Genomic DNA, 26,386 nt, shown 5'->3' with positions numbered 1-26,386 from the left:
GGGAAGTTGATTGGAGGCTCCACTTCTGGATACTGCGGCCATTTCGCTTGCGGCTTGGACTACGGATCGCAACCTTGAGACTGTGAGCTGGCTTCCCAGTCTCAAGAGTTCCTCGGTTGCTGTATTCTAATTTGAAGTGGAGTAGGCTTCGAATCCGGCCCAGAAGTATGTCAAGTCAACCCGCAAAGTTTTCGCAATATGCGCCAGCATTACAGGACCGGGGAGTAGGTATTCATTTTCAACTCGTGATAAGTAGCTGCGCGGGATGCCAAGCTTCCGGGCCAGCAAGGCCTGAGAAAACCCCAGACGCTGCCGGCACTCGCGCGTTTGGCGCGCAACGGCCCGGCGCAGGGCAGAGGAATACTCGTTGCGGCTTTTGTGAGAATGATCCTTTCTGCGGCATATGGTCTCCGTTTTTAAATGCTTTGGCTCAACCTCATCTTGACTGAATGGTCTGCCAGATTCCTCAATTTGAGCCTGGATCAGGGGCTGGTCGCACCGGCGACAAAACCCAGATCTCGTTTGGAACTGAACTAATCCGCATGGGGCGCATCGAATGATCGTCTTGAGAATTATCAAGTCCTCATAGATACGCTCCGCATATTCGCTGTTTCTGAAGTCAGGTTCCATACGCTTTGCAGTTATGGCTCGTTGTTCTCGCACAGGCGAATGGGTTTGCAGCGTCATTCGATGACCACCTGTCTTTTGAAGGATGGATCCCGACACCCAAACTGAGGGACAACATCCCGGGACTTGACTCCGAAGATTTCAACACAATTTCACACCTGCACGTGAAGCGCCATTTGCGATGGCGCGCCTCTAATCTTGTTATTCCGCGATTAAAAAATATTCCATCCGGGATCCTCTCTTTTCCATCGTCAGAAAGCCCGATAAGGATGAGTCCGTTGAGTCCATCTGAATATCGCAAGCGGTTGTTGAGATCGCTACCGTCTGGCGTAAGTACACCATCGAAGTTGAGTGGATAAGCAATTAAGACCAAGCAATAGAACCGGGGAAAAATCGAATGACTGTTCTGGTCGCACAAAACGACGCCGCGCTTGCCACTTTTTTGCGCAAAGGTTTGGAAGCCGAAAATCACTCTGTCCATGTGGTTGGTGAGCGCTCTCTAATAATGCCCGCAGTGCTTAGAGTGGATTGCAATCTTATCATTCTCGATTTGGACATGCTGGTGGGATCAAAAGCGGACCGAAGCGAGCATGCACTCTTGCGGGATATACGATTGACCCGCGAGAGTTTATCGATTCTGACACTATCCTCGCGCACAACCGTGGAGGATCGCGTTGGCGCGCTCGACTCTGGCGCGGACGATTTCGTGGCTAAGCCATTTTCTTACTTCGAATTTTCCGCCCGAATCCGGGCTCTCTTGCGCCGTCAGGCCCGACCGCCAGCAGCGCTACTGCAAGTAGAAGACCTTGAAATGAACCGCATGGAACGGAGGGTCCTGCGGGATGGCCGGTCCATCGAATTAACCCCGAAAGAGTTTCACCTACTCGAATTTCTTATGCAGAATTCCGGCCGGCTGGTTTCACGCACCATGATAATGAATCGCGTTTGGGGTTCATCGGGTAACGCCATTGGAGACGCCATGGGGAGCGACTTCAATCGGATATCTCATGATGCTCCCGGATTACCTGGGAAAATTATTGCCGACTCATCGGTGGATGCCATGACAAATATTGTGGATGTATACATTAATTATTTGCGTAAGAAGATTGGGGACCGCAAAGACCGCCGCCTAATCCACACCATTCGTGGATGTGGTTATCAGTTGGGAACTGTTGGGGCTCATTTTTCGCCGATGCTGTCGAATGCTCCAGAAATCCGCGCATCATAAAATAATTGAAAAAAAACACTAGCCGCTTCAACAGCGGAAAAAGCGTAACAAGTTTCTATTGCCCACGAGGATATACATGGACCAACAGCAAATGCTCCTGGAAGAGCATTCTTATCTTTACTCAGCGGATTCAAAAATATCCATATTGGTGGCATCGGGAAACTCCGCCTTTCAAGAATGGATCGCAAGACAGAGGATTCCTGCCGGCCAATTCGAGAGCGTCAGCGGAGGAGCGAGCGCGCTCGCCGCGCTCGGCGCAAATTGTCATCAAGTACTTCTGGTTGACCAGATTCTTCCAGATCTTGATAGCAATGAGCTAGTTGATATGGTGGAAAGTGCATACCCTGGCTTCGTCGCCGAGATGCTCCAGGAAGTGACCGTTGCCGGCCACGCCCAGCTCGCGCCCGAGATGCACGATGGGCAGCAGCTTGCCGCGCAGACGGTAGACCGGCGTCGAGTGAATCATCTCGATCGATTGGCGCGCTTCGTCGGCCTCCAGCCGCACCAGTTCCAGCAGGCTCACCTGCGGGATGGCGAAGCGGTCGGTGCCGCTGTTGACGATCAGCGCAGGAATGATGGCCAGAGTGAGCGGAATCTTCATCTTCACCGTGGTGCCGCGACCGGCGGTGGATTGCAGGTCGATGGTGCCGCCGATCTTCTCGACGTTGGTCTTGACCACGTCCATGCCCACGCCGCGCCCCGAGACGTTGGTGACTTTTTCGGCGGTGGAAAAGCCGGGGAGGAAAATGAGGTTCAACTGCTCGCGCTCGCTGATGCGGTCGGCCTGCGCGGCGTTGATCACGCCATTCTGGATGGCCTTGCGCTTGACGGCGTCCAGATTGATGCCGCCGCCATCGTCGCTGATCTCGATGTTCACCTGCCCGCCCTCGTGATAAGCGCGCAGCAGCAGGCGGCCCTCGGCGGGCTTGCCGTTGGCGGCGCGGACATCGGGACGCTCCAGGCCGTGATCCACCGAGTTGCGCACCAGATGCGTGAGCGGGTCTTTGATGGCCTCGATCAGCGTCTTGTCGAGTTCGGTGTCCTCGCCTTCCATCTCGATGCGCACGCGCTTGCCGCAGGCCATGGCCAGGTCGCGCACCACGCGCGGAAATTTCTGCCAGATATTCTTGATGGGCTGCATGCGCGTCTTCATCACGCCTTCCTGCAGCTCGGTGGTGATCAGGTTCAGCCGCTGCGTGGTGTAAGTGAAGGAGGCGTCCAGCGCGTCCTTTCGGGCGGCGTTGAATTGCAGTATCTGGTTGCGCGCCAGCACCAGCTCGCCCACCAAGTTCATCAGCCGGTCGAGCACGCTCACATCCACGCGGATGGAGGAGTCGGCCACGGCGGGCTGGCGGTTGTCGGAGGCAGAGGAGGCAGATGAAGCAGAGGGGGCGGAAGACGCAGAGGAAACAGATGTTTCGTCTTCCTGTATTGTGGCCGACGCGGGAACGGCGGCGGCGGTCGTCGGCTGAACTGATGTCTGGCTGGGCGCGGGCTTTGGTTCTGGGGGAACGGCGGCGGCGCCCGTTTGCAGCGCGTCCAGCGCGCGGATCACCGTGGAGTAATCGCCGTCGCCTTCCTCGTTGGACTTTTCAATGCGCGCCAGCAGTTCGCGCACGGCATCCACCATGGCCAGCAGCGCGGTGGTGATTTCGGTGGTCAAGTGAATCTTGCCGTCGCGCAGCAGGCCGAGCAAATTTTCGCCGGAGTGGGTAACTTTTTCCAGCTTGGAGAATCCTAAGAATCCGCAGGTCCCCTTGATGGTGTGAATAGTGCGGAAGATGCTGGCCAGTTTGTCGCGGTCCTCGGGATGGCTTTCGAGCACGATGAAATCGCGGTCGAGCTGGTCGAGATTTTCGTAACTCTCGACGAGAAATTCCTGTATGACGCCATCGAATTCACCCATGATTCCAATCCTCTTTTGCGCGGACGCGCCTGCCGATCACGCTGCTGAATTTGATCCAACCTACCGGACCCTATCGGCGGGAGTTCACGCGCCATTAAATTTCCGGCCAGCAAATTTCGGAGATGAAAAATCTACCCGGTCGCTTGCAGATTTTCGCAACGTCGTTATGTGACTCCCGTCATGACCGCAATAACCATTGCAACTGGGGGACCATTCCTAGAGGCCGCTGACTTTCTGAGTGACCGCTCCCTTTCGGTCGCGGCTCGGTTCGCTCTCAAGCGCGCACCCGTTCTGGCCGATGCAGGTTCCCGGAGAAGAATTTGCAGATGGTCACTCTGTTGCCAACCAGTCGAACATCACGATTACTACCCGCCCCGCCGCCAGAGGCGGTCCTGGCGGAAACAAAATATGTGGCGCGCCAGCCGATCTTCGACGCCCAGAAAAATTTATTTGGCTATGAATTGCTGTTCCGCTCCAGCAGCAAGAATTTCTTCGACTCCTCCGATCCCGCCGCGGCTTCCTGCAACGTAATCGCCGACAGTGCGCTGCTGCATGGCTTGGAGCGCCTGACCGGGGATCACAAAGCGTTCATTAATTTTCCGCGTGAACTGCTCACCAGCGGCGTGGAAGCGTTCATCCCCTCCGACAAGCTGGTGATTGAGATCATCGAGGACATTCCGGCCTCCGCCGCCGTGCTGGCTGCCTGCCGGCGCATGAAGCAGGCCGGCTACATGCTGGCGCTTGATGACGTAACCGATTGCAGTCGGCCAGCCCAGTTCCCGGACCTGATCGACATCATCAAGGTAGACCTTCCCGCACTGGGCGAACGTGAGCAGATGGAGATGGTCCGGCGATATGCGCCACGCGGCATCACGCTGTTGGCGGAAAAAGTGGAGGACTACGCCACGTTCGAGCGGCTGGCCCGGCTGGGCTATGGACTATTTCAGGGATATTTTTTCAGCAAGCCGGAGATGATCGCGCGGCGCGATATTCCAGCCTTCAAGTGGAATTACCTGCGCCTGTTGCACGCCATTTACCGGCCCCATCTGGACGCGCGCGAACTGGAGCGCATCATCAAAGCGGAGATGGCGCTGTGCTACAAGCTGCTGCGCTACCTCAACTCGCCGGTCTTTGGGTTCAGGGGAGAGATCCGTTCGATCCGCCACGCCATTGCGCTGCTGGGCGAGCAGAAACTAAAGCGCTGGGTTACCTTGCTGGCCCTGGCCTCGATGGGCAAGGACAAGCCGGAGGAGCTGCTGATTTCCTGCCTGCTGCGCGCGTCCTGGTGTGAATCAATGGCACCCAAGCTCGGCATGAAGAACCGCGAAGGCGACCTGTTCCTGCTCGGTCTATTCAGCCGCCTCGACGCCATTCTCGATCAACCGATGATCGAGGTTCTCTCGCAACTCCCCGTGGCCGCGGACATCAAGGAGGCGCTCGCAGGCACGGAATCGCCTTTTAACGATGTTCTGCAAATGGTGGACACCTATGAACGCGCTGATTGGGATCGTTCGGAAGAGTTGGCCAGCATTCTCGGCATTGATAGCCGGGTGATTCCGGAGAGCTATCTAACGGCCATGGACTGGGCCCATCAGATTCACCGCCTAACGTAACAGGGCCGCGCGACAGAGCCGCGACCGTTAGGGAGCGGACGGGGGAAGCCATCCTGCGTATTGGATGCGCGGCCAGCAAAACCGTCCGGCGTAGTATCCGGCTACGGATACATTTCAATAGACCCGCCCACCGCTCCCTTCCGGTCGCGGCTCTGTCACGCCAGGCGGATAAAATTATCTAATTTGATTTTTGCGGGAAGATTATGATGCGGCGGTGTGCGCCGGCGCCGTCGCTTTCGCTGCGCACGCTGGGGCGGCCCTTCAGGGCGAGGTGGACGATGCGGCGGTCGCGCGAGTTCATGGGATTCAACTCGAAGGGCGTGCCAGAGCGCTCGACTTGTTCCGCGGCGGCCTCCGCCATGAGGCGGAGTTCCGCGGCGCGCAGAGCGCGAAAATCACGGCTATCGAAGGAGACCAAACTCTGCTGATCGGAGTGCAGGCGCAAAACTTTCGCGGCCATATGCTCGAAGGCGTCCAGCAACTCTCCGCCGCGTCCGAGCAGAATGTCCGTGTCCGGGCCATCGCACTCGACCAAAATCTGCGGCGCGCCCAACGCCTGCAACGACACAGGTGACGACGCGGGAGCCGACTCTATGGCAGGTACAGCTGCGGCCTGCACACGGAAGCGCAAGTCGAGGCGCGCGGCCTTGGCCATCTTTTCAAGAAATTCATCCAGGAGGGGAACAGCGACGGAAAGGTCCAACATGGTCATGAAATTTAACCTGTTTTCAAACTTGGTTTCTAACTCTGGTTCTACTATTTAAGTTCCTCGCTTTTTCTTGGCGGCCTGCTTGGCCTCGATCTCGCTCTTTAGTTCTGTACGGTTGAAGTAAGTCTGTTGAGCGATTCCCACCAGGTTTCCCGTAGTCCAGTAAAGCACCAATCCGGTGGACATGCTCCAGAAAAAGAACAGCATCATCACGGGCATGAACATCATGATCTTCTGCTGCATGGGATCGGCGGCCGGGGTCGGTGTCAGCTTTTGCAGGGCGAATTGCGTTCCGCACATCAACAGCGGCAGCAAACGGATGGCCATGTCCTCCGGTGCGGACAGATCGGTGATCCAGGGCGCGATCCACGCGGCGTGGCGCATCTCAATGCTGGAGCGCAGCACATTATAGAAGCCGATCAGGAAGGGCAGTTGGATCAGCATGGGCAGGCATCCGCCCACAGGATTCACGCCATGCTTCTGGTAAAGCTGCATGGTCTCCTGCGACATCTGCTGGCGCTTGGGATCCTTCATCTTGAGGTTCTTGTACTTGTCCTGAATCGCGCGCAACTGCGGCGCAATCAACTGCATCTTGCGCGCCGAGCGCAGGCTGGAGAGCTTCAGCGGGATCATCAACAAATTGATGACCACGGTAAACAGGATAATGGCCCAGCCGTAATTGGCCACGATGTTGTCGTGTATCCAGCGCAGCCCCAGATAAAGCGGCTTGGCGATCACCGTGAACCACCCGTAGTCGATCAGGGGACCGAGGGACGCATCAACTCCCGGCAGAATGCGCGAATCCTTGGGACCGACAAACAGCCGCAAGCGGTTCGCCGCGCCGGCACCGTTGCCCACGGCTAATCCTACGGCGGGAACCGGGTCTTCGCGCGTGGGTAGCTTGATCTCGCTCTTCAGCGCGCTGACGCGCAGACTTCTCTGTCCGTCCTGGTTGGCCTGGTTAGGAAGAAACGCCGCTGTAAAGAAGTGGTCCTGAATAGCTGCGAAGGGAAACGCGCCTATTACAGACTTTTCTTCACCCTCCACATTTTTCGGAAGCACGTGGACGACTTTTTCATTCTCCAGGTAAGCCACCGCGGCCTGAATTCCGGTTACCTGAATGTCGTGAGAATCGCCGAAGCTGCCCGGCCATGCAATTTGGTGGGCCTGCGGGGTGCCGCCAATGGAGACTTCTGATTCAACGCCCACCACATAACTGTCCGGCGCGAAGGTGAACTGTTTGCGCACGGCGAGCCGCTGGTTGGCAAACTCAAAGGTCAGCGTGACCGGAGCTTTCAGTTCGCCCTGCGCCGAGCCTTTGGACGAGGTCGCCAGATAGATCGCGCGACCGGCCTCCTGGCGGACGCCGGCGTCGGAGACCCACAGGCTGAGCGGATCGCCGAACTTGGCGGCGGCTTCGCTGACCAGGTCGAGCTGATTCTTTTCTTCATCCTTGAAATTGTTGAGCTTCCAGCTTTTCACCGCGCCACCACGCGTGGAGAACTCGACGCGATAGAGATCGCCCACCACGGTGATGGTCTCTTCACGCTCCCCTTGCTTCAGGGTGCCGGGTGGCAATGTGGAAGCGGATGACGAAGCGGGTTCGGGAGAAGCTTCCGGCGTGGTTGCGGGGATCTCCGTCGTCGCGCTTTCCGCCGTCGTCGCCGGCTTCTCCTCGGGAGGAGTATCGCGCACCAGCAGCGGCCGCGAGATCAACAGGATGAGCAGCGAAAGCCCGAACGCCAGGACAACACGCATCTCGGGACTGAGTTCTTTTTTAGCCATGAGTTTGAATGATCTGCTAAACCACCGGATCAAATCCGCCGGGATGAAACGGACGGCAGCGCAGTACGCGGCCAGCGGCCATCCACAAGCCTTTCGCCGGGCCGTACTTCTCCACGGCATCCATCGCGTAGCACGAGCAGGTCGGATGATACTTGCAGGCCGCGAACATCGTCTGCGACAGCGCGCCCTTGTAAAACTTCAGTGCCGCGAGGATCAAGGTCTTCAGCATTTTCATATGCCTACGTGCAACCCAGCAAACCAAAGACTGAGCGCGAACGACAGCCAGTCAATCATTTTGCATCGGCTGCCGGGCGCCCCACCGAGGACGCGAATGGCGCGGTCTTCGCGCAGTATGAAAATAAACGCCTCAGCGTGGTTATCAGCTCGTCAAAATCCAAGGTCAACCCGGCCGTGCGCGGATGCAGCACGATGTCCCAGCCCGCGGGCAAGTCATTCATGCAAGCGGCAATACCGTGGCGCAAGCGGCGCTTCATCCGATTGCGTTTCACGGCGTTCCCGAAGCGGCTGGGAAGCGTGAGGCCCACGCGGCTGACCGGACTTCCCGTTTTTAGGATGAAGGCCATCAACCAGCCATATTGCCGCCGGGTGCCGTGGTCATATACACGGCGATAGTCGGCTGTGCGCGTCAAATGAGCCGCCGCTGGAAAAACCACGGAAACACCACTGGCCATCCCTGGGGTTGGCCGTGGCGCTGCCTGTGGGCCGGGATTTGCGGAGGGCATAGGATGATTCAAGCGAGTTGGCCGCTCCACGTTCGTCTGCCCCAAGCCGGTATGCCAAGGTGATTCCCATCATCAACTACAGGAAACACGCAGGGACAGCATTACGCAAGCACTAGGTGCTCTTGGGGTCGGAAACCGTCAGGCGCTTACGGCCCTGCGCGCGCCGCCGCGCCAGGACTTTCCTGCCGCCCGGGGTCCGCATGCGGATACGAAACCCGTGCGTCTTGGCGCGCTTCCTGCGGTTAGGTTGAAAAGTTCTCTTGGGCATGATTCTTGCTCGTTTCTACAAATTGGCCTGGAGGGCGAAGGGCGGCACAGTTTTTCCCGCCCGATTGACCCGAAACATTCAGTATAGCTGGTTCCGCTGCTGCTGGCGACTGTAAAAGTACACGCGCCTAAACTAGCGGCTTGGCATACAATCAAAAAACAAAGAAAAAAAACGGTTCCCGCCACTCTCTGAAAAAACTGAGGATGACGGTTGCGAACCTCAGACGACGTAATATCAACTCAAATTTGGTGCGGGAGGGGGGATTTGAACCCCCACGCCTCGCGGCGCCACCCCCTCAAGATGGTGTGTCTGCCAATTCCACCACTCCCGCGAAGGGAAAACTTTGTGCGACTCATCCGGCATCCTGACCGGCACTTTCCCCAATCCGGCCATTCTCCGGCCTGCCCTGTAACGCAAATCCATAGGAAGACGGGCGTTTACGTGATGATTCTTCCGTGCTACTGCCCGCTTTTCGGAACGGAGGTAAGAGTTGGAGCAGGAGGCGCCCCAGGAGGATTCACAATTTTTATACTCTGAACTACTGGCGCTGTTTGCGCAGGGCTGCCATCGGCGGACCCTGTGGAGACGGTCGCCGTAGGTGTTGGAATCGCTCCAGCCGGTATGGGAGTTGCCGGGGCAGATGCCGCGGCTGGCGCGGTGGGCTCTTCGCTCAACACGGAATCTCCGCCGCCAACCGTGTCGCTGCCGAGACGCACCAGCGAAACCGAGGTGATCACGAACACCGCCGCCATCACGATGGTGGCTTTAGACAGAAACGTCGCCGTACCTCGCGGTCCGAAGGCCGCCTGACTGCCCATCCCGCCGAAGGCCCCCGCCACGTCAGAGCCTTTAGCGCTCTGCAGCAGGACGGACAGGACCAGCACGATGGCCGTTAAAATATGGATGGTGGTTAATAAAGCGATCATCTTAATCTCTTTCTAGCTTTTGCTCACTATTTATAATGTACCAGCGCGGCGAAGGATTTCGCTTCCAGACTGGCGCCGCCCACCAAGCCGCCGTCGATGTCCGGCTGTGCCATCAAACCGCGAATGTTGTCCGGCTTGACGCTGCCGCCATACAGAATCCGCACGCTGTCCGCCGCCGACGCGGCTACCTGCGCGGCCACCCGCTGCCGGATGAACGCATGTGCTGCCTGCGCCATGTCCGGCGTCGCGGTTCGGCCCGTGCCGATGGCCCATACCGGCTCGTAAGCCACAATGATAGGAGAGAATTGGAGTTCGGTCAACCCGGCCAAGCCTCCGGCGAGCTGTTTGGTCAGTACCGCCTCGGTCTCGCCAGCCTCGCGCTCGGCCAGCGTTTCGCCCACACAAACAATGGGACACAGTCCGGCGGCCAGCGCGGCACGGCATTTTTTATTCACTGTTTCGTCGGTTTCGCCGAAGAATTGCCGGCGCTCGGAGTGGCCAATCAGCGTGAATGTGCATCCCGCCTCGACCAGCATGGCAGCGGAGACCTCGCCGGTGAACGCCCCCTGCGCCGCCCAGTGAAGGTCCTGCGCGCTGATCTCAACATGCGCCGCCCGCGCCGCCTGCACGACACGGCCGAGCGCGGTGAACGGAGGCGCGATGACCATCTCGCAATGCTCCCCATCACGCACAACGTCCCGCACCAGCGGAGCCAGCTCGGCGAAGAACGCCTCGGCTTCGGCGATGGTTTTGTACATTTTCCAGTTTCCGGCAATCACCGGCTTCCTAGTGGACACAGTCAATGTCTTTCTCCCATGTGGTATACCGGTGGTGCCAATCCATAATAAGTAAATCTTCCCGGTATCGGCAACCGGCTTGTGATTCTCCCGCCGGGCGTCCATCATTGCAAACAATCGGAGCGCGTCGGCTTGACTTCCCTGCACCGCTCCGATAATTTCACTAAGAAGACGCCGGTAGCGGGCAGGATCGGCTTCAGACTCTTGGGGAAGGCCGGGGAAAGCTGACTACCGGGCAATAGGTTAAGCACGACGAGGCGTTCACTCCACGAGTTGACTCGCGATTGATCCTCGCGAAAATAGTCCGCGTTCTCAGGCCAGAAGGGAAAGGTGCTCTTGTCTCGCAGCATCGTTACACTCACCACGGATTTCGGCACCAGCGATCCCTATGTGGGGATCATGAAGGGCGCCATCCTCAACGTCAATCCGGAAGCCGAGCTGGTGGACATCACCCACGACATCCGCGCCTATGACGTAATGGAGGCCGCCTACGCGGTGGCTCAGGCATACAGTTATTTTCCGCCGCGCACTATTCACCTGATTGTGGTCGATCCCGGCGTAGGCACCCCGCGGCGTCCCTTGCTGGTAACGGCTGGGCGCTACCATTTCATCTGCCCCGATAACGGCGTACTCTCCGTGGTTCTCGCCAAAGAAGAAGGCATTACCGTGCGGGCGATTACTTCGACTCACTACTATCTGGAACCAGTGAGCAACACATTTCATGGCCGCGATATCTTTGCGCCGGTGGCGGGCTGGCTGAGCCGTCGCGTGGAAACGGAGAAGTTTGGCGAGCCCATCACCGATCACGTTCGTTACGCGCCTCCCACGCCCAAGCGCCTGAACGAAAAGCTGGTCAAAGGTGTGATCATCCACGTGGATCGCTTTGGGACGCTGCGCACCAACCTCACTCCCGCCGATGTACCGGAGATCTTTGGACTCGATCCGAAGCCGTTCAAGATTGTGGTCGGCAAGTGTGAAGTTACGCAGGTCAGGCAGGCCTACGCCGAGGGCGCCCAAGGCGAGGTGTTCGCCATTGTCGGCAGCGCGGGCTTCATTGAGATCGCCTCGAATCGTGCCTCCGCGGCACAAGCCGTCGGCACCGGGAAAGGAACCGAAGTCGGCGTGGTGCTGTCTTAAGGCCCTGTCTTAAGGGCCGGGCTTATGGACTTGGCTTAAAACAGCGCCGCTTGATTCGTGATGAGTAATGAGTCAGCGCAAGTCACTCATAGTTTCCACTGTTCCATTCGTTACTAGCCACTCGTCATTTATTTTTATGGAAGAACGCGATTTCTACACCGAGACCGAAGAGAGTTACCCGGCCACGCTGAACTGCCCCAGTTGCCGTCAGCAGGCCGAGTATCATCTGCGCTGGGCCGTGCGCACGAAACGGACACAACTACCGCCACGCGCCGATGAAAGGGATCGCGCCCGGTTCGCCAAGTTTCAATCCTACAAAGTCCGCAAGGACGACATGATGGGTTGCTCCAACCCCCGCTGCCGCAAACGCTTCGAGATCTCCGGCATCCAATCCGTCGTGCAGATGTAGCCCCACCCGAGGATTGCGAACATCCAAATTACGCCCTACCCAGCGACCATACTCAGCCGCATTTTTGATCCAACCTGCTACCCAGAACCTTTGCTCGTGTACACAATCAAGTACGGCAAAGCTGCGGTAAATCGGTACGTGAAAATGGCAAACTGGTAGTCGCTGGCCGATAGCTAATGAGTGGTGAAACTTCCACCAGCATTGGTAGTACCGAATATTTTCTGCAGCGGGTAGAGTTTTGTCGGCTAGGATTGGCGTGTGGCATGTGCCGGGCATATGGAACCTGGCGCCGCGCGTGGGGGCTGTTTGCGGATAGCGGTCGGTTCAAGATCAGATGTGGGTCTAATAAGGACCAATAACGAAGACCACTATGCGGTGGAGCTTCCGGTCAACCTCTTTGTGCTCTGCGACGGCATGGGCGGTCAGGCTGCCGGAGAAGTGGCCAGTCGCATGGGCGTGGAATCAATTATTGAGCATTGCCGCCATCAGCACAAAAACTCCCGGACCGATATCTTTGGTGAGTACCGCGAAGAATTCACGCCATTAACCAATCGTCTGGCCAGCGCCGTGCGGATTTCGAATGAGGTCATTTACGGACATGCCATGAAAGATGCGAGCACCGCCGGAATGGGTGCGACCGTGGTGGCTGGGCAGATTCGAGAAAATATTCTCAGCATCGCTCACGTGGGCGACAGCCGCATCTACCTTTTCCGCGGACGGCAGTTGCAGCAGCTCACGCAGGACCATTCTCTGGTGATGGAGCAGGTACGGCAGGGATTGATGAGCGTGGAACAGGCCGAGGAGTCCGACCTGGCCAACGTCATCTTGCGCGCCCTCGGCGCCGAGCCTACGGTGCAGGTGGACCTCGACGAACTGTGGATTGGAGCGGGCGATCAATTGCTGTTCTGCTCTGATGGACTGACGCGCATGGTAACCGAGCAGCAGATTTCCGCCGTGCTGGCGCAGATCACCAATCCGCAGCAGGCCGCCGACAAGCTGGTAGAGCTTGCCAATGACAAAGGCGGCGAGGACAATACCACCGTGATTGTCGTGCGGATGATGCCATCGCCTAGCAGCGGGTGGAGGAAATGGCTGGGCTTGGAAAAGCAATGAGAGGTTAACAGAGATGGCGACGCTAATCCTCAAATACGAATCGAAGGTTCTGAGGGAATACCCAATTCAGAAGTCGGCCATGACGGTTGGGCGTGCGCCGGGCAATGAGATCGTCATCGACAATCTGGCCGTCTCCGGAACCCATCTGCGCGTGGCCGTGGAAGAGCGCACCTTCGTTGTGGAAGACCTCAACAGCCTCAACGGCACCTTTCTCAATGGTCAGCGCATTCGCAAAAGCAGCCTGAAAGAAGGCGATCAGATCGTCATCGGCAAGCACTCGCTCGAATTCTCTGAAAAAGGCGGCCTCTCGATTCTGATGATGATGCCGATGGATATTTCCAAGGATGCGGCGCGCGCCGACCAGACCGTCGTATTGGACACCAAGCAACGGCGCGATTTTTTGGCAAAGGCTACCGCCATCGCCGAGGGTGCCAATCCGGAGACCAAGACACAGATCGCCTGTCTGGTGGTTCAGTCTGGAAAAACCAATCAGCCGGAATACATTCTCACCAGAAAAATTTACGTCATCGGCAAAGATAAATCCGCCACCGTGCGCCTAAAGGGATGGTTCCTGCCTCGCGTCGCGGCGATCATCACGCGCCGCGGCGCGCGGCATTTTGATATTGCTCCTTCGGAAGTGAGCGGTGTAACCAAGGTCAACTCGGAGGCGCTGACCGCGCCGCAGGAGTTGAATGAGGGCGACATCATCCAAATCAAGAAAGTTCAACTGCGTTTCCATTATCGCGAGTAAGGGTCGGCGTACTCCCGGTCCAAGAATGCCCAGTCGCAGAATCTCACGAGCGCGGCCTGGTTCGTCCTTCGCGCGACCTGCCTGCTCGCTGAATAATCCTCCAACATCCGCCCATTAATTTTGTATGATGAGAGCCAGAAGGCCGCTACTCGGGCCGCGGATGCACTGTCCCTGCAGAGGAGGGCATCATGAAGAACACCTGTTTACGAAACGCCATCATGCGAATCATGATACTGGTGATCGGGATACTGCTGGGGGCCGCCTGGGTGGGTCAGGCCCAGCGGAACAGCCCCCGTCTCCCATCCACCAATTCCCGCCACGACGAGACGGATCCCAACGATCCTCGCAAGAAGCTCGCCAGGCGCATGCTCAAGGAAAGTTTCGAAGCGATGCAGAAGGAGTCGCGGCAATTAGTGGAGATGAGCACCGAGTTGCGCGACATTTTGCGCGCCACCACGGAAGACGAAATGTCATTAGGCGCGATGAAAAAGGCCGAGGCCATCGAAAAATTGGCCGAGAAAATCAAGAACCGAATCAAAAACCTGTAACGGAACGTTGCGGCGCCATACCCCAGAGTCGTCATCCCGAGCGGGCGGGAAACCCGTAGTTACAGGATGGCTATTGGAAAATTGTTTTTGGGAAAAAAAGAGAGCCAGTGAACTCGGCAGGTCGGGTCCGCATTGACTAGGGAGAGCAGCCCTATGTCCCTCCCGATCCACCAAGCCCACTGGCTCGCAATCGTTTGTTCTGAACTACCATTGCCTAGTGCAAGAGGTGTGCCAAAACTGACGTGTCCGCCACATCGCCCGCATCCCATTGATTTAATTTGTTGCAGTATCCGGCTCGCGAACAAGGTTGGAACATCCAACCGTAGCATTCCGCCCCACCACATTGAGACATTGCTTGGCGGGCGTGTCAGAATGACACACGCCGCAAACAGAGCCTCGACCGCATTAGGAATGCGCCAGACGCATCTTTTCAAGTTTGCGATAGAGTGTCTTGCGCTCGATGCCGAGAATCTCCGCCGCGCGAGTTTTGTTGCCGCGCGTGGCTTCCAACACCCTGCGGATGTGGTCTTCTTCCAGGCTGGATAGCGACTCCGCAGGGCCGGCTATCGTCGATCCTGGCTGATGCGGGCTGGTTTGGCTCTGACTAGTGGGGTCCATCGCCGACAGCGCACTGCGCAATCCCGCCGCATCCACCACCGCACCGGAGTGCAGAATCGCCAGCCGCTCCAGCAGATTCTCCAACTGCCGCACATTGCCCGGCCAGCCGTATTGTTGAGCCACAACCAGCGCGTCGTCGCTGAAGCGCAGCGCGCGAACGGATGAGGTGCTTGTCTGGGTGCCGGCCTGACGTGCAAACTTCGCTAGAAAGAAGCTCACCAGTTCGGGAATGTCCTGCCGGCGATCACGCAGCGGCGCCAGCTGGCAGGTGGCTACCTGCAGGCGATACCAGAGGTCCTCGCGAAACTTCTTCTCGGCGACCATCCCGCGCAAATCACAGTTTGTGGCGGCAACTACGCGCACATCTACCTTCTTCGCTGTGTTGCTGCCTAGCGGACGCACCTCGCGCTCCTGGAGGAAGCGCAGCAGCCGCTGCTGGAAGGCCCACTCCATTTCGCCGATCTCATCCAGGAAGACCGTGCCGCCCTCGGCGGCTTCCAGCAACCCCGTGCGATCACGATCCGCGCCAGTGTAGGCGCCGCGCGTGGCGCCGAACAATTCAGCTTCCAGTAGCGAGCCGGAGAGCGCGCCGCAATCCACCACCACCATGCGCCGCGCGCGCCGCGGGCTGGCCTGGTGGATCAGCCGCGCCACCATCTCCTTGCCCGTGCCGGTCTCGCCTTGTAGCAGCACGGTGGCGTCGGAGTCGGCCACGCGCGAGATGAACTTGTACGTCTCCACCATGGCGTCGGAGTGGCCCACCAACGCTGGTGAGTATTCGCCGGGGCCAGGGAGAGTCGCTGTCTCATCAAGCGAGTTCTGGCGGCGGGCTGCCCAGGCATTCGCGGCATTGCGCACCGTCTGCACCAGCCGGTCGAGCGGGAAGGGCTTGGCGATGTAATCGAACGCACCGGCGCGCGTGGCTTCCAGCACGGTGTCGAGCGATCCCTGCCCGGTAATCAGGATCACCGCGCACTCCGGCTCCACGGCGCGCGCGCGGCGCAGCACATCCAGCCCAGTGCGCTCGTCAATGTAGATGTCGGAGATGACAATGGGATAGGAACGCGCCGAGAACCGATCGAGCGCATCGGCGGTCGAGTTTACGGCCTCAGCAGCGAACCCCTCCGCCTCCAGCAGTGCCAGCATGGTCTGCGAGAAAGCGAAATCATCCTCGACGATTAAGACTTCCGGCAAGACGGCCGAGCGCCCTCCAATTGTAGATTGAGACTCCAAAACGCAATTCCTCCGCAGACTAATGTAGCCTATTTTCCACGTCCGTGACGGCCCTCTCCTCTGTAAGTAAGGCGAGTGTTTAAAGTAACGCCGCCATCCTTGCGGCCCTTGGGTCCGACTGGATACCGGCGCTACATCATGAGTGCGTCAAACTGCCCACTACCTGTACGTCAAATGCGTTGACGGCGGGTGATGGTTCTGGCTACAATGAGCAATTGCGCTGGGTTCTTGAGCAAATATATATATGCTCGAACTTGATATAGCCCGGCCAGAAGGACGTTCCATGCCTAATCATTATTCCGCGCTCAAGCGCGTGCGTCAGACCAAACGCAAGACAGCCGTCAACCGCTCCAACAAAGGCGTGCTGCGCGCTAGCCTGCGCGGACTTCGGAGCACGCTGGACGAAGGCAAAGCCGATCCTCTGCAAGTGAGTGCGACGGTTTCCCGCATCGACAAGTCGGTGCGCAAGGGCCTGATCCACCGCAACACCGCGGCACGGCTGAAGTCACGCTTGGTGACCCGCGCCAACAAAGCCACAGCCACAGCCACGGCCGCGGCCTAAAACCCGGGCCTGGCCCATTTTCACATCTAATGTATCGTTGACCCTGGGGACCCTGGGGACCCTGAAGGCCCTGGTAGCCAAGGTGAGTGCTTCTCTCGCCGTGGGCTTGTGGTTTTCACTGGAAACTTCACCACCAGAAAGACGCTGATCGTGGCTACCAAGGCATCAGCGCGCCTTGGGTGTCTCCTGTGAAACAGCCTGACTGTTCTGCTACGCATGCTTTCCTTTCCTATCTGGTTCGATTAAACTTTCCCCAGTATGTGGTCCTCTACCCCGAGTAAACTCCATTCGCAGGACTCCACCGGCAGCAGCAGGAGTTGGCTGACCATCGTCGTGAAGCTGGCTGTGGCGATTGCGCTGGTGGTTTATCTGGTGAAGAAAGAGCACATTGCCTGGGAGCCGCTACTCGCTTCCATGCAGCAGTGGCAATATTCCGTGCCTGCTCTGCTCTTGTTATTCCTCACGCCCTTGGGCCAGCTCTGGCGTTGGCAGAGCCTGCTGCGCGCGCGTCAATTACATCTACCCACCGGCGAAGTCTTCGCCTTACTGATGGTCTCTAAATTTTTAAATATGGCGTTGCCTGGCCACATTGGCGGCGATGTGTTGAGGGGCGTGTTCATTTCGCGGCGCGCTTCGGAGAACTCTCCCGCGGGAGGCAGCAACCATCCGCCATTGGGGCCGTACGCCGTGGTGCCAAGTATTCTGTTTGACCGCCTTTTCGGCGTTTCGGCGTTACTGGTGTTCTGTCTGCTGGGAACCTTGGGAACCTTTTATCATCCGTTGCCGGCGCGCTTCGTAGTGCCCTTCAGCGTGCTGGCTGGTTGCGGAATACTCGCCACTCTGGCCCTATTATGGTTGGCCTATCTGCGACCGGCGCCGCCGGTGATACTGGCGCACTGGGCGAAGAAACTGCGCATGGGCGAGATGTTCGAGGAGCTGTATCGCGGCACGCACGATTATGTCCGTGATGCCGCGCTGATTCGTAAGATTGCGCTGATCTCCTGTGCCAGTCAGGGATTGATTCTGAGCAGCCTCGTGCTCTACGGACGCGCCTTGGGAATTGAAGTGGATCTGCTGGAATATATGGTGCTGGTGCCGGTGGGGTTGGTGCTGACCACGATTCCCATCACGCCGGCCAGCCTGGGAGTTGGCCAGGTGGCGTTCCTGGCGCTCTTCCAACTTGCGGGATCAACGCAGGGAGCCAACCTCTTCACGCTTTATATGATCTCGCAGGTGCTGATCAATCTGTCAGGGGCCGTGCTGTTTCCGCTGTTGCAAACCCGGGAGGTGCTTCCGGACCTCACCCGTTTTGTACGCGCCAAAAAGAGATAAAATTCCCGGACCAGTCAATGCCTGCTTAAAGCGAAGTGGCACTACTGGCTGGCGTCGCACCTGCGTCCTGCAAGGTAATACAGGCGATGTAATACAGATTGACACACATGGAGGCCCCGAAGATCATGCCCAACCACTCACCCCACCACTCAAATGCCGTCCTACGGATCCACTGTCCGGACCAGCGCGGTTTGGTCGCTCAGATATCGCAATTTGTCTTTCAATATAACGGCAACATCGTCCACTCGGATCATCACACCGATCTGCAGTCTGGGCTTTTCCTGATGCGCATGGAGTGGGAGACGACTGGTTTCCAGATTGGGCGAGATGAGTTCGCCGCCGCCTTTCTTCCCCTGGCGCGCAAGCTGAATCTGCAATGGGAGATTCATTATCGCGATCAGCTCGACCGCGTGGCCCTGTTCGTCTCCAAGGAGTCGCACTGCCTTTATGATTTGCACTGGCGCAGCGTCGAGGGCGAGTTGCCGTGTACGGTCGCGCTGGTCATCAGCAATCATCCCGATCTCGGCTCGGCGGTCGAAAAGTTCGGCATCCCCTTTCATGTGTTTCCCATTACCGCGGACACCAAGCTCGCGCAAGAGAAAGCTGAACTTGAGCTGCTGCGCCAGCACCGCGTTGATCTGGTGGTGCTGGCGCGCTACATGCCGGTGCTCAGTCCGCAGATGGTGGAGGCCTTCCCCAACCGCATTATCAATATCCACCATTCATTTCTTCCAGCCTTTGTTGGCGCAAAACCGTACCACCAGGCGTTTGAGCGCGGCGTGAAACTCATTGGCGCGACCAGCCATTACGCAACCGCCGATCTCGATCAGGGCCCCATCATCGAACAGGACGTGGCCCGCAGCAGCCATCGCGACACCGTGGAGGACATGGTGCGCAAGGGCCGCGACCTCGAGCGTGTCGTGCTGGCCCGCGCCGTGCGCCTGCACCTCGAACGCCGCGTCATCCCCTACGGCCGCAAGACGGTCATCTTCGATTAGGTCTTCTTGCCGACCAGGCAAATCATATTTCTCCACTCATACGGAAAATGCCCCGGCATTCCACGCCGCGGAGTTACAATACTGTTCCTGAGCGATGCCCAGCCGCTCCGATCGCGAGACTTGAAGGAGCCACGATATGATGCGCGCGCGAATCTTACAGGCTGTGATTGGAATTTCCGTCCTGCTTCATGCCAACCTCGGCGCTGCCCAACAAGGCAGCGTCCCCGCGCAGGCCGCCAAGCTCGGCCATCCCGAGATGATTCTCATCAACGGGAAAATCGTCACCATGGACGACGCCTCGTTCGAGTCCCGCGTGGGCACCATCGTGGAAGCCATGGCCGTGCGTAGCGACCGCATCCTGGCGACGGGCCGCACCGCCGACATCCGGTCGCTGGCTGGGCCTTCAACCAAGGTTATCGACTTGAGGGGGCGCATGGTGCTGCCGGGCTTCATCATCACCCACGAGCATCCCACCGATTGGGCTTTTCAGGAGCCGCGAGCGCTGACGCACATTTTTCCCAATGACAATGAGATCATCCATCGCTGGATGCCCAACCTTCCTCCGAAGGAGCAGATGGCGCGCTTCGAGCCGATGATGCGCGAAGTGCTGGCGAAGGCCAAGCCCGGCCAGTGGCTGTTCCTCAGCTTCAACTACGGCCCAGACTACGAGCACGCCACCGAGATGGCCCAGCTTTTCGCCAGGAGCATTAAGAAAGAATATCTCGACCTGCTCGCGCCTAACAATCCTGTGAAGGTGCGCAACGGATTCATCACCTCAATGGTGAACACGCGGGCGATGGAGAGTCTGGAGTCGGCCGACGGCGCGCTCGATCCCGAGTTCAGGAAGAACGGCTTCGGCTTCAGCCGCGAGATGGAGCCGAACGCCATGTTCAAGGGCAAGACGCCGCAACTGGCGCAGGTGCTGAAGTCGGAGATGGAACTATGGGCCAGCTACGGCGCGGTCGCGTTTGCGTCGTCCCCCTATTCCTACTCGAATCTGCGCGCGCTGCGCTATCTCGACGAGCGAGGCGAAATGCCCGCGCGCTTTGCCTGGGGCTACTCCGGCGACGCCTGGGACCTGACCACGCTGCGCTATCTGGCCAGCAACGTTGGCACCGGCACGGATAACATCTGGATGATCGGGGCTTTTGCGGGAGCCGGAGGCAATTGCATGACCGCACCGGTAAGCGAACAGTGGAAAACCAATCCACTCGAGATCGCCGGTCGCCGCAGCGAGGGCAGTTGCAGTTACGCGCCGGGATCAGAGGGCCGCGCGCGCATGGAGACAGTGGTCAAGAGCGGCATGAGGATAGCCACCATCCACACCGGCGGCGACAAAGATATCGATTACCTGATGGACATCATCGAGCAGTCGAGCGCCGAGGCCGGCTTCTCGCTCGACGACATTCGCGCCAAGCGCCACGCCTTTGACCATAGCGCCGGAGCGCCGCGCCCACAGCAAATCCCGCGCATCAAACACCTCGGCATGTTGACCAGTCTGAATAACAATCTGCTCTGGGAGCCCGCCGGAGTAGTGCCCAACATGATGGGCACGGCCATGATCGCGCGCGTCTATGGGACCGAGTACACGTCCTGGGTCTCGCCACGCAAGAGCCTCACCGCCGGCGGCGTGATGAGCGGTTTCGAGATCGACCGTCCACTACCGCACAAACTTTTCTTCTTCATCACCAAGGGCATGAATCGCTACAACGACCGCGACAAGATGGTCTACGGCCCCGGCGAGCGCACCGACCGCATCACGCAGTTGAAGGCGCTGACGCGCTGGGGCGCGCACTACATGCTGCGCGAAAAAGTAATGGGGTCCATCGAGCCTGGTAAGTTCGCCGACTTCATCGTCCTCGACAAGGATTTCCTCGCAGTGCCTGAAGAGGAGATACCCACCATCCGCCCGCAGATGACCGTGGTGGGCGGCAAGGTAATTCACCTGATGTCCGCGCTGGCGAGTGAAATCGGCATGCAGCCGGCGGGGGCCACCGCTTGGAAGGAGCGCTTCCCCGACGGCTGGTAGGGAAACGCGGGGCACTATTTGCCGCCCATGATGCCTTTTAGCAGATTCATACCCATCGAGGCTAGATCATTCTCGGCGGGAACCTGCCCCGTTGGTGTCAGCTTGTCCACCAGATTGGGCAACAGCCCGGCCAACAAATTGGGCGCGTCATGTTCCGCGACGCCGGCCTTCTGCGCCAATTATGCGATTTGATTCTTGCCCAGCACAGATGATAACTGTGCGGCGCTGATCGCTTTGTTCTGTCCTGTACCGACCCAGGAGCTTACCACATCCCCCAAACCATTCGAGTTCATAGTCTGGATTAGCCCCGCCAAGCCGGTGCTGCCGCCTTGGCCACTCGACCCACCTTTATGGATCAGCAGCTGCATGACGGCTCCGGCCAGTCCGCCGCCTTGGCCGCCACCCTTCAGGCTCCCCAAAACATTTCCCAGCATGTCCATCTGTTTCTCCTCTATTGTCTGGCTGATGCCTCGTTGAACCGCGATCGCCTTAGCATACCAGATACAGATCTCGCTGGAGGCCGGATTGACCTGCACGCCGCCGGTTCCCTATAATCAATGCACCGTTTACGGTGGGCGTAGCTCAGCTGGCAGAGCGCCGGATTGTGATTCCGGAAGTCGCGGGTTCGAGCCCCGTCGCCCACCCCAATTTACGCGCCGCTTGACAGCCGTGCCTTCCTGCCTGCAACATGGAAAATGTTCTTGGTGCTTAATCATCAATAGGGAAGCTGGTGAGAAACCAGCGCGGCCCCGCCACTGTGATTGCGTTGGATTGAGCAATTCGCCACTGTTCCGTACTGCCGTAATAGGCACGCCGGGATGGGAAGGCGCTCGATCCGTTAAAGCATCAGCCAGGAGACCTGCCAAGAACCCCCCTGCGGGAATCGGCTTCGAGGGGAAGTCCGATGAGCTTGGCGCTGTCTTTCCATCTTTGAAATCACTGTTGCGCTGATTTAGTGCATCGTTGTTTATTTTGTGTAAGGGTCGCGCCTTCGCCTCATCCTCCGCTTCCACCAACACTGGCCTCCCCGTCTCGGCGGTATTGCGTTTCCTCCTTCCGAGGGCCAAAGGAGTCCACATGTCGAAAACGTCCATGAAAGTGCTTCGTCGTATTCGTGTCTTTGCCTGCCTGTTATCCCTGATCTGTCTGATAAACGCTTCGCAACCCGCATGGCGATTGGCCCGCGCGCAATCGAGCGCAACGCATATGCTCAGCGCCGTGGTGCGCGACCGCACCGGCGGCCGCATTACCGGCGCTCGTGTTCGCATCTACGGAGCCTCCACCTCCACCGCGCTGGAGGTGGCCAGCGCGGATGGGCGCATCGAGTTGACCAACTTATCCAATGGCACCTACGTTGTGGAGATCAGCGCCGCTGGATTTCAAACGCAAAGCCAACGCCTGACTCTTCCATCCGATAGCGACTCACTCGAATGGGTTCTCGAAATCGCCGGAATCCACCAGAGCGTGAACGTGCTGGCCTCCGGTCTGCCGGAGATACCGGAGGAGACGGCCAAGTCCGTCAGCATCATCACACGCGAGGAGCTGCGCGCGCGCGACGTGGTAACGCTCGCCGACGCGCTGCGTTCCGTGCCCGGCCTGCAACTCCAGCAACTGGGAGGGCCAGCTGGTCTGGCCAGCTTCCGCTTCCGCGGACTACGTCCCGAGGACGCCGCGATTCAGCTCGATGGCTTCCGCCTGTCAGACCCTTCCGACAATAAAGGCTCGGCGCGCTCGCTGCTCTCTGAGATTTCGGTGGCCACCGCGGATCGCGTGGAGATTCTGCGCGGGGCCGCGTCGTCGCTCTATGGAACACATGCGGTCGGCGGAGTAGTTAACGTGCAGACGCAGCAACCTGATCGCGTGGCCGACCGCCCGCAGGCCGGGTTCCTCTCACTCGAAGGCGGCTCGTTGGGGCTGCTGCTACCCAGCGCGGGTTTGTCTGGATGGAACGCCTCGCGACGTTTTTCCTACTCTCTCAACCTGACGCATCAGAATTATCTCTCCGGCCAGGATGGCCAGGACGCCTCGCGCGACACCAACGCCTCCGCCGCATCGTGGTTCGATCTTACGCCGCGGGTCCGGCTGTTCACGCGCTTTCTGATCGCCGATGGCTTCTCTTACCTAAACGAGGACCCCTCGCCGCTGGCCAATCTGCCCGAGCTGCCCGCCGGCACGCTGGTGCGCGAGGCGCGGGAATTTCCAGACCCGCAGGCGAATTTCTATCCGCAGATCAATGACCCTGACTACCACCAACGCGTGCGGTTCTATTCCGGCGCGGCGCGGCTGGAGTTTGAAGTGGGAGATTTCTGGCGGCAGTCCGTTGGCTTTCAGAGCCTGCGCGTGCGCCGCGGCTACGATGACGGCCCCGGCACCGACCCGCTGGCCGTAACGCTGGGCTACCCAGAGCCGGCTACTACGAATCGCCGCAGTTACAACGGCTCCTATGAGCAACTGTTCTGGCGCAACGCACTCTCTGCTTCCAGTGTCGACACCCTGCACTTTGGAGTGGAGTACGACCGCACCGCCATTGACCAGTTGGAGTTCGGGCAGACGACAGTGGCGGTTCAAAAAGCCTTGGCCTTGCAGGCGCGCAATCATGCGCGGCTGGCCGATGGACGTTTGCAATTTCAGATCGGAGGCCAGGCGCAGTTCTATGTCCTATCGAGTCCGGAGTTTCTCTCGCCCGGGGGCACCAGCAATCCGAGTCCATACACGGTCGTGGGGGAACTCGATGCGCCCAATGCCTACACGGCGGATGCTTCTCTGGCATATACGCTGCGAAGCATGGGAACCAAGCTCCGCGCTCACGCTGGCAACGGGTTCCGCTCGCCTTCGCTCTATGAACGATACGGCAGCGGCGGGCGCGGCTTCTACTACGGTAATCCGTTGCTGAAAGCGGAGCGGACGAATTTCATCGACGTGGGTGTTGACCAGCAGCTCTGGCGCGATCGACTGGAGTTGAGCGCGACATGGTTCTACACGCGGCTGCACACCATCATTGATTTTGGCGGCACGCCGGGCGATCCTTTCGGGCGCTCCTTCGGATACGTGAATACGCGCGGCGGCATCGCGCGCGGCGTGGAGTTCATGGTTCGCGCCCGACCGCATCGGATGGTCAGCTTCAACGCGGGATATACACTGGCCAACTCCGATCTGCCATTTGCTTCCGCCGCCGGAACGACGCGCGTGTTGGGCGTCTCCGAGCATCAGTTCAATTCAGGGGTGCTGCTCGAACCGATCCGCCGCGTTCACCTCCATCTGCAAACCTACGCGGTGGCCGATCATGACTTTCCGCTGTTTGGCTCGGCGTTCCCCTTTCCATTCGGTGTGTACCGCTTCGCGGGGTATGCGCGGGTAGATTTAACGGCGAGCACTGATTTGCTGGAGCGCGAGAGCCACACGCTGCGCTACGTCATCCGCGTGGACAATCTATTGAACGAAGAATACTACAACGCAGGATTCCTCGCGCCCAAGGCCACACTGCGGACAGGACTGCGCTGGGAGTTCTAGTTTCACGGTAACCGAGCGTAGCACCTCTACATCAGGACCACAACTTAGTCAGGCGCTGGAGGGATCGCGCACTCCTCCAGCGCCTGATTCTTAAGTCTTTTGCCTGGCAGGCAACCGTCTCTCAAAAGTAACAATCCAAACAATCAGCATTGGTATTATCGGGAACAGTATTAATCTTCGGTTTGCAGAAGCCGAAAGATGTTGGGAGTAGTACTCGGGAACTAGTGAAGAATGTGGCTTCCGCGCTATTCAATGCCGATCTGGCCGCTGCTATTGTGTAGGTGAAGGTGGAGGTGGCTTATGACAGTCTCAATCATGGAATACCGGGAGTTGATTGAAATGCGTGGAAACATTCGCCGCGTGGTGGATGCCATCGAAGTCTGCTGGTCCTGCCAGAATGTATCGGAGTGTGAGGCGGCGGTGGTCGACGACGAGCCTCCGGTGTGGATGTGCAGCGAGTGCGCGACGCGCGCCTCGGCACGCGAGATGTTCGCGCTAAAGGGAATTGCCTGGCCGGAAGCAGTATAAGGCTGCGGCTTGTCTTCAGCGACCGGGGAGTCTGCGCTGACAGTAAGCTCACGCTATTTTTGCATGGCCTGCTTTCACAAGATTTGTAGGAGATGGAAAGCAGCAGGACGAACCGTCCCCGAAGGGGATTAAGGTGAAGAGCCGGTGGCAACGCCCCCGGAAACCGTACCGCAAGAACACCGACCCTGTCGGGGTCGCAGCCTCTCCGCAATATCCTCACATCAGACAATATTATTCTGGTTAACCGCTGGCCTGTTGCGCGAGCTGTGCAACGGCGTCGTGCGTCTGTTGTGCGGCCACTTTGCGGTCTTCATAGGTGCGGGACTCAGCCGAGAACTGCACGGTCGCCTGCAAGCCGTGGCGCGAGAGGCACCTGAGCAGGTGCGGCAGGAACGAGTGGTCGCCCCAGTAGCAAACATCGTCCTCTGGCCGGCCATCGCTCAAGCGATAGCTGATGTGCGCGGGGGTAATGGGCACGCCGGACCTCACCACGCCATCGAACAGCGCGGGGCGAAAGGGGAGAACCCCGTGCCCATCGCTGCTGGTGCCCTCGGCGTAGAGAACTACAACCGCATCCTGCGCCAACGTCTCCAACATCTCATGGTTCACGCGCAGCGCGTCCACATTGCGCGCACGATCAATAAAGACGGTGCCGGCGATGGCGGCCATGATCCCGAACACCGGCCAGGAACGCACTTCGCGTTTGGAGACAAACACGCACGGCGAGATGCTGCTGTAGATGAGAATGTCGAGATAGCTCAAGTGATTCGAGACGATCAGTCCGCGCGACGGAAATTTTCCGGAGACCTGGACGGGAATTCCCAGCCGCCTTAGGCCGCGACCGCAGCACCGATGCAGCCACTGGGCTCGGGCCTGCGCCGTGAGCCGTCCAAAGAGCCTACGGGCTCCATAACGCACAATGTATTCGCAGGCTGTGCCGAGCACCAGCCCCAACCGCGACAGGCTTCTCGCATTAATCTCCATCGCCTGATTGTAGCCTGAACACCCCCGTTGGA

General features: G+C 58.7%; 25 protein-coding genes, 2 tRNA genes and 1 riboswitch. Of the genes, 14 read left to right on the top strand and 13 right to left on the bottom strand.

Translation table 11 applies throughout. The features are described 5' to 3' along the window. Positions 1-126: 126 nt before the first annotated feature. Positions 127-687 (bottom strand): XRE family transcriptional regulator, encoded by a 561-nt coding sequence (locus EXQ56_01705; protein ID MSO19170.1) that lies wholly within the window; start codon positions 685-687, stop codon positions 127-129. A 337-nt stretch (positions 688-1,024) separates the two neighbouring features. Here EXQ56_01705 and EXQ56_01700 point away from each other — a divergent pair, with 337 nt between their 5' ends. Further along, complete coding sequence (locus EXQ56_01700; protein MSO19169.1) at positions 1,025-1,855, top strand: response regulator transcription factor; 831 nt, start codon at positions 1,025-1,027, stop codon at positions 1,853-1,855. A gap of 316 nt (positions 1,856-2,171) precedes the next feature. On the opposite strand, the gene EXQ56_01695 is transcribed toward EXQ56_01700, so the two are convergent. Further along, positions 2,172-3,761, bottom strand: coding sequence for a chemotaxis protein CheA (locus EXQ56_01695; GenBank protein MSO19168.1), 1,590 nt, complete (start codon positions 3,759-3,761; stop codon positions 2,172-2,174). A gap of 320 nt (positions 3,762-4,081) precedes the next feature. Here EXQ56_01695 and EXQ56_01690 point away from each other — a divergent pair, with 320 nt between their 5' ends. Beyond that, a complete protein-coding gene (locus EXQ56_01690) occupies positions 4,082-5,374 on the top strand; it encodes an HDOD domain-containing protein (protein MSO19167.1) in 1,293 nt (430 codons plus the stop codon). Positions 5,375-5,552: 178 nt separating this feature from the next. Here the strand turns inward: EXQ56_01690 and EXQ56_01685 are convergent, their stop codons facing one another. The 8 genes from EXQ56_01685 to EXQ56_01650 form a co-directional block, all read right to left on the bottom strand. Continuing rightward, positions 5,553-6,086, bottom strand: coding sequence for a single-stranded DNA-binding protein (locus tag EXQ56_01685; GenBank protein ID MSO19166.1), 534 nt, complete (start codon positions 6,084-6,086; stop codon positions 5,553-5,555). A gap of 48 nt (positions 6,087-6,134) precedes the next feature. Continuing rightward, entirely contained in the window at positions 6,135-7,988 is a 1,854-nt protein-coding gene (locus EXQ56_01680) for a membrane protein insertase YidC (GenBank protein MSO19165.1), read from the bottom strand. Next, positions 7,885-8,103, bottom strand: coding sequence for a membrane protein insertion efficiency factor YidD (gene yidD, locus EXQ56_01675; GenBank protein MSO19164.1), 219 nt, complete (start codon positions 8,101-8,103; stop codon positions 7,885-7,887). Before yidD ends, EXQ56_01680 begins: the two co-directional genes overlap by 104 nt. 55 nt (positions 8,104-8,158) lie before the next feature. Further along, the gene (rnpA, locus tag EXQ56_01670) at positions 8,159-8,611 is read right to left on the bottom strand and encodes a ribonuclease P protein component (protein ID MSO19163.1); all 453 of its coding nucleotides are present in this window, start codon (positions 8,609-8,611) and stop codon (positions 8,159-8,161) included. A gap of 112 nt (positions 8,612-8,723) precedes the next feature. Continuing rightward, the gene (locus tag EXQ56_01665; GenBank protein MSO19162.1) at positions 8,724-8,879 is read right to left on the bottom strand and encodes a 50S ribosomal protein L34; all 156 of its coding nucleotides are present in this window, start codon (positions 8,877-8,879) and stop codon (positions 8,724-8,726) included. 246 nt (positions 8,880-9,125) lie between these two features. Continuing rightward, positions 9,126-9,210 (bottom strand) — tRNA-Leu (locus tag EXQ56_01660). A 127-nt stretch (positions 9,211-9,337) separates the two neighbouring features. Continuing rightward, the gene (gene secG, locus EXQ56_01655) at positions 9,338-9,805 is read right to left on the bottom strand and encodes a preprotein translocase subunit SecG (GenBank protein MSO19161.1); all 468 of its coding nucleotides are present in this window, start codon (positions 9,803-9,805) and stop codon (positions 9,338-9,340) included. Positions 9,806-9,831: 26 nt separating this feature from the next. Then, positions 9,832-10,707: a triose-phosphate isomerase gene (locus EXQ56_01650; GenBank protein MSO19160.1), complete on the bottom strand. Its 876-nt coding sequence runs from the start codon at positions 10,705-10,707 to the stop codon at positions 9,832-9,834. A gap of 225 nt (positions 10,708-10,932) precedes the next feature. Here EXQ56_01650 and EXQ56_01645 point away from each other — a divergent pair, with 225 nt between their 5' ends. The 5 genes from EXQ56_01645 (at position 10,933) to EXQ56_01625 (ending at position 14,560) form a co-directional block, all read left to right on the top strand. Continuing rightward, positions 10,933-11,739, top strand: a complete 807-nt coding sequence (locus EXQ56_01645) for a hypothetical protein (GenBank protein ID MSO19159.1) — start codon at positions 10,933-10,935, stop codon at positions 11,737-11,739. A 136-nt stretch (positions 11,740-11,875) separates the two neighbouring features. Then, entirely contained in the window at positions 11,876-12,148 is a 273-nt protein-coding gene (locus EXQ56_01640) for a hypothetical protein (protein MSO19158.1), read from the top strand. Between the two features lie 276 nt (positions 12,149-12,424). Beyond that, positions 12,425-13,261, top strand: coding sequence for a Stp1/IreP family PP2C-type Ser/Thr phosphatase (locus EXQ56_01635; GenBank protein MSO19157.1), 837 nt, complete (start codon positions 12,425-12,427; stop codon positions 13,259-13,261). A 13-nt stretch (positions 13,262-13,274) separates the two neighbouring features. Then, complete coding sequence (locus tag EXQ56_01630) at positions 13,275-14,012, top strand: FHA domain-containing protein (protein ID MSO19156.1); 738 nt, start codon at positions 13,275-13,277, stop codon at positions 14,010-14,012. Positions 14,013-14,200: 188 nt separating this feature from the next. Next, the gene (locus EXQ56_01625) at positions 14,201-14,560 is read left to right on the top strand and encodes a hypothetical protein (protein ID MSO19155.1); all 360 of its coding nucleotides are present in this window, start codon (positions 14,201-14,203) and stop codon (positions 14,558-14,560) included. Between the two features lie 405 nt (positions 14,561-14,965). Here EXQ56_01625 and EXQ56_01620 read toward each other — a convergent pair whose 3' ends face one another. Further along, a complete protein-coding gene (locus EXQ56_01620; GenBank protein ID MSO19154.1) occupies positions 14,966-16,372 on the bottom strand; it encodes a sigma-54-dependent Fis family transcriptional regulator in 1,407 nt (468 codons plus the stop codon). 322 nt (positions 16,373-16,694) lie between these two features. On the opposite strand from EXQ56_01620, the gene rpsT reads away from it, so the two are divergent. The 4 genes from rpsT to EXQ56_01600 all read left to right on the top strand — a co-directional run bounded on the left by rpsT (position 16,695) and on the right by EXQ56_01600 (position 21,332). Then, positions 16,695-16,973, top strand: coding sequence for a 30S ribosomal protein S20 (gene rpsT / locus EXQ56_01615; GenBank protein ID MSO19153.1), 279 nt, complete (start codon positions 16,695-16,697; stop codon positions 16,971-16,973). Between the two features lie 258 nt (positions 16,974-17,231). Continuing rightward, the gene (locus EXQ56_01610) at positions 17,232-18,305 is read left to right on the top strand and encodes a flippase-like domain-containing protein (protein MSO19152.1); all 1,074 of its coding nucleotides are present in this window, start codon (positions 17,232-17,234) and stop codon (positions 18,303-18,305) included. 125 nt (positions 18,306-18,430) lie between these two features. Next, complete coding sequence (purU, locus tag EXQ56_01605; GenBank protein MSO19151.1) at positions 18,431-19,303, top strand: formyltetrahydrofolate deformylase; 873 nt, start codon at positions 18,431-18,433, stop codon at positions 19,301-19,303. Positions 19,304-19,439: 136 nt separating this feature from the next. Beyond that, the gene (locus tag EXQ56_01600) at positions 19,440-21,332 is read left to right on the top strand and encodes a hypothetical protein (protein ID MSO19150.1); all 1,893 of its coding nucleotides are present in this window, start codon (positions 19,440-19,442) and stop codon (positions 21,330-21,332) included. A 179-nt stretch (positions 21,333-21,511) separates the two neighbouring features. Here EXQ56_01600 and EXQ56_01595 read toward each other — a convergent pair whose 3' ends face one another. After that, positions 21,512-21,772, bottom strand: coding sequence for a hypothetical protein (locus EXQ56_01595; protein MSO19149.1), 261 nt, complete (start codon positions 21,770-21,772; stop codon positions 21,512-21,514). 131 nt (positions 21,773-21,903) lie between these two features. Between EXQ56_01595 and EXQ56_01590 the strand changes: the two genes are divergently transcribed. From EXQ56_01590 to EXQ56_01580, 3 genes are all read left to right on the top strand, one after another. Continuing rightward, positions 21,904-21,979 (top strand) — tRNA-His (locus EXQ56_01590). A gap of 38 nt (positions 21,980-22,017) precedes the next feature. Then, positions 22,018-22,214, top strand: a riboswitch (cobalamin riboswitch). Positions 22,215-22,409: 195 nt separating this feature from the next. Next, positions 22,410-24,842 carry a hypothetical protein gene (locus EXQ56_01585; protein ID MSO19148.1) on the top strand — a complete coding sequence of 811 codons (2,433 nt, stop codon included), beginning with the start codon at positions 22,410-22,412 and terminating at the stop codon, positions 24,840-24,842. A 300-nt stretch (positions 24,843-25,142) separates the two neighbouring features. Beyond that, positions 25,143-25,370, top strand: a complete 228-nt coding sequence (locus EXQ56_01580) for a hypothetical protein (GenBank protein MSO19147.1) — start codon at positions 25,143-25,145, stop codon at positions 25,368-25,370. A 240-nt stretch (positions 25,371-25,610) separates the two neighbouring features. Here EXQ56_01580 and EXQ56_01575 read toward each other — a convergent pair whose 3' ends face one another. Then, positions 25,611-26,354 carry a 1-acyl-sn-glycerol-3-phosphate acyltransferase gene (locus EXQ56_01575; GenBank protein MSO19146.1) on the bottom strand — a complete coding sequence of 248 codons (744 nt, stop codon included), beginning with the start codon at positions 26,352-26,354 and terminating at the stop codon, positions 25,611-25,613. Positions 26,355-26,386: the final 32 nt, after the last annotated feature.

The organism is Acidobacteriota bacterium (assembly GCA_009691245.1).
Lineage (GTDB): Bacteria > Acidobacteriota > Terriglobia > 2-12-FULL-54-10 > 2-12-FULL-54-10 > SHUM01.
Note: the sequence above shows the minus strand (reverse complement) of the source record. Positions and strands in the feature narration are given on the sequence as shown.

Bases quoted from the DNA above. Each gene is read 5' to 3' on its own strand.
- EXQ56_01705 (MSO19170.1), bottom strand. From the start codon at position 687: ATGACGCTGCAAACCCATTCGCCTGTGCGAGAACAACGAGCCATAACT.
- EXQ56_01700 (MSO19169.1), top strand. From the start codon at position 1,025: ATGACTGTTCTGGTCGCACAAAACGACGCCGCGCTTGCCACTTTTTTG.
- EXQ56_01695 (MSO19168.1), bottom strand. From the start codon at position 3,761: ATGGGTGAATTCGATGGCGTCATACAGGAATTTCTCGTCGAGAGTTAC.
- EXQ56_01685 (MSO19166.1), bottom strand. From the start codon at position 6,086: ATGACCATGTTGGACCTTTCCGTCGCTGTTCCCCTCCTGGATGAATTT.
- EXQ56_01680 (MSO19165.1), bottom strand. From the start codon at position 7,988: ATGCCGTGGAGAAGTACGGCCCGGCGAAAGGCTTGTGGATGGCCGCTG.
- yidD (MSO19164.1), bottom strand. From the start codon at position 8,103: ATGAAAATGCTGAAGACCTTGATCCTCGCGGCACTGAAGTTTTACAAG.
- rnpA (MSO19163.1), bottom strand. From the start codon at position 8,611: ATGCCCTCCGCAAATCCCGGCCCACAGGCAGCGCCACGGCCAACCCCA.
- EXQ56_01665 (MSO19162.1), bottom strand. From the start codon at position 8,879: ATGCCCAAGAGAACTTTTCAACCTAACCGCAGGAAGCGCGCCAAGACG.
- secG (MSO19161.1), bottom strand. From the start codon at position 9,805: ATGATCGCTTTATTAACCACCATCCATATTTTAACGGCCATCGTGCTG.
- EXQ56_01650 (MSO19160.1), bottom strand. From the start codon at position 10,707: ATGGACGCCCGGCGGGAGAATCACAAGCCGGTTGCCGATACCGGGAAG.
- EXQ56_01640 (MSO19158.1), top strand. From the start codon at position 11,876: ATGGAAGAACGCGATTTCTACACCGAGACCGAAGAGAGTTACCCGGCC.
- EXQ56_01635 (MSO19157.1), top strand. From the start codon at position 12,425: ATGGAACCTGGCGCCGCGCGTGGGGGCTGTTTGCGGATAGCGGTCGGT.
- EXQ56_01630 (MSO19156.1), top strand. From the start codon at position 13,275: ATGGCGACGCTAATCCTCAAATACGAATCGAAGGTTCTGAGGGAATAC.
- EXQ56_01625 (MSO19155.1), top strand. From the start codon at position 14,201: ATGAAGAACACCTGTTTACGAAACGCCATCATGCGAATCATGATACTG.
- rpsT (MSO19153.1), top strand. From the start codon at position 16,695: ATGCCTAATCATTATTCCGCGCTCAAGCGCGTGCGTCAGACCAAACGC.
- EXQ56_01610 (MSO19152.1), top strand. From the start codon at position 17,232: ATGTGGTCCTCTACCCCGAGTAAACTCCATTCGCAGGACTCCACCGGC.
- purU (MSO19151.1), top strand. From the start codon at position 18,431: ATGCCCAACCACTCACCCCACCACTCAAATGCCGTCCTACGGATCCAC.
- EXQ56_01600 (MSO19150.1), top strand. From the start codon at position 19,440: ATGATGCGCGCGCGAATCTTACAGGCTGTGATTGGAATTTCCGTCCTG.
- EXQ56_01595 (MSO19149.1), bottom strand. From the start codon at position 21,772: ATGGACATGCTGGGAAATGTTTTGGGGAGCCTGAAGGGTGGCGGCCAA.
- EXQ56_01585 (MSO19148.1), top strand. From the start codon at position 22,410: ATGTCGAAAACGTCCATGAAAGTGCTTCGTCGTATTCGTGTCTTTGCC.
- EXQ56_01580 (MSO19147.1), top strand. From the start codon at position 25,143: ATGACAGTCTCAATCATGGAATACCGGGAGTTGATTGAAATGCGTGGA.
- EXQ56_01575 (MSO19146.1), bottom strand. From the start codon at position 26,354: ATGGAGATTAATGCGAGAAGCCTGTCGCGGTTGGGGCTGGTGCTCGGC.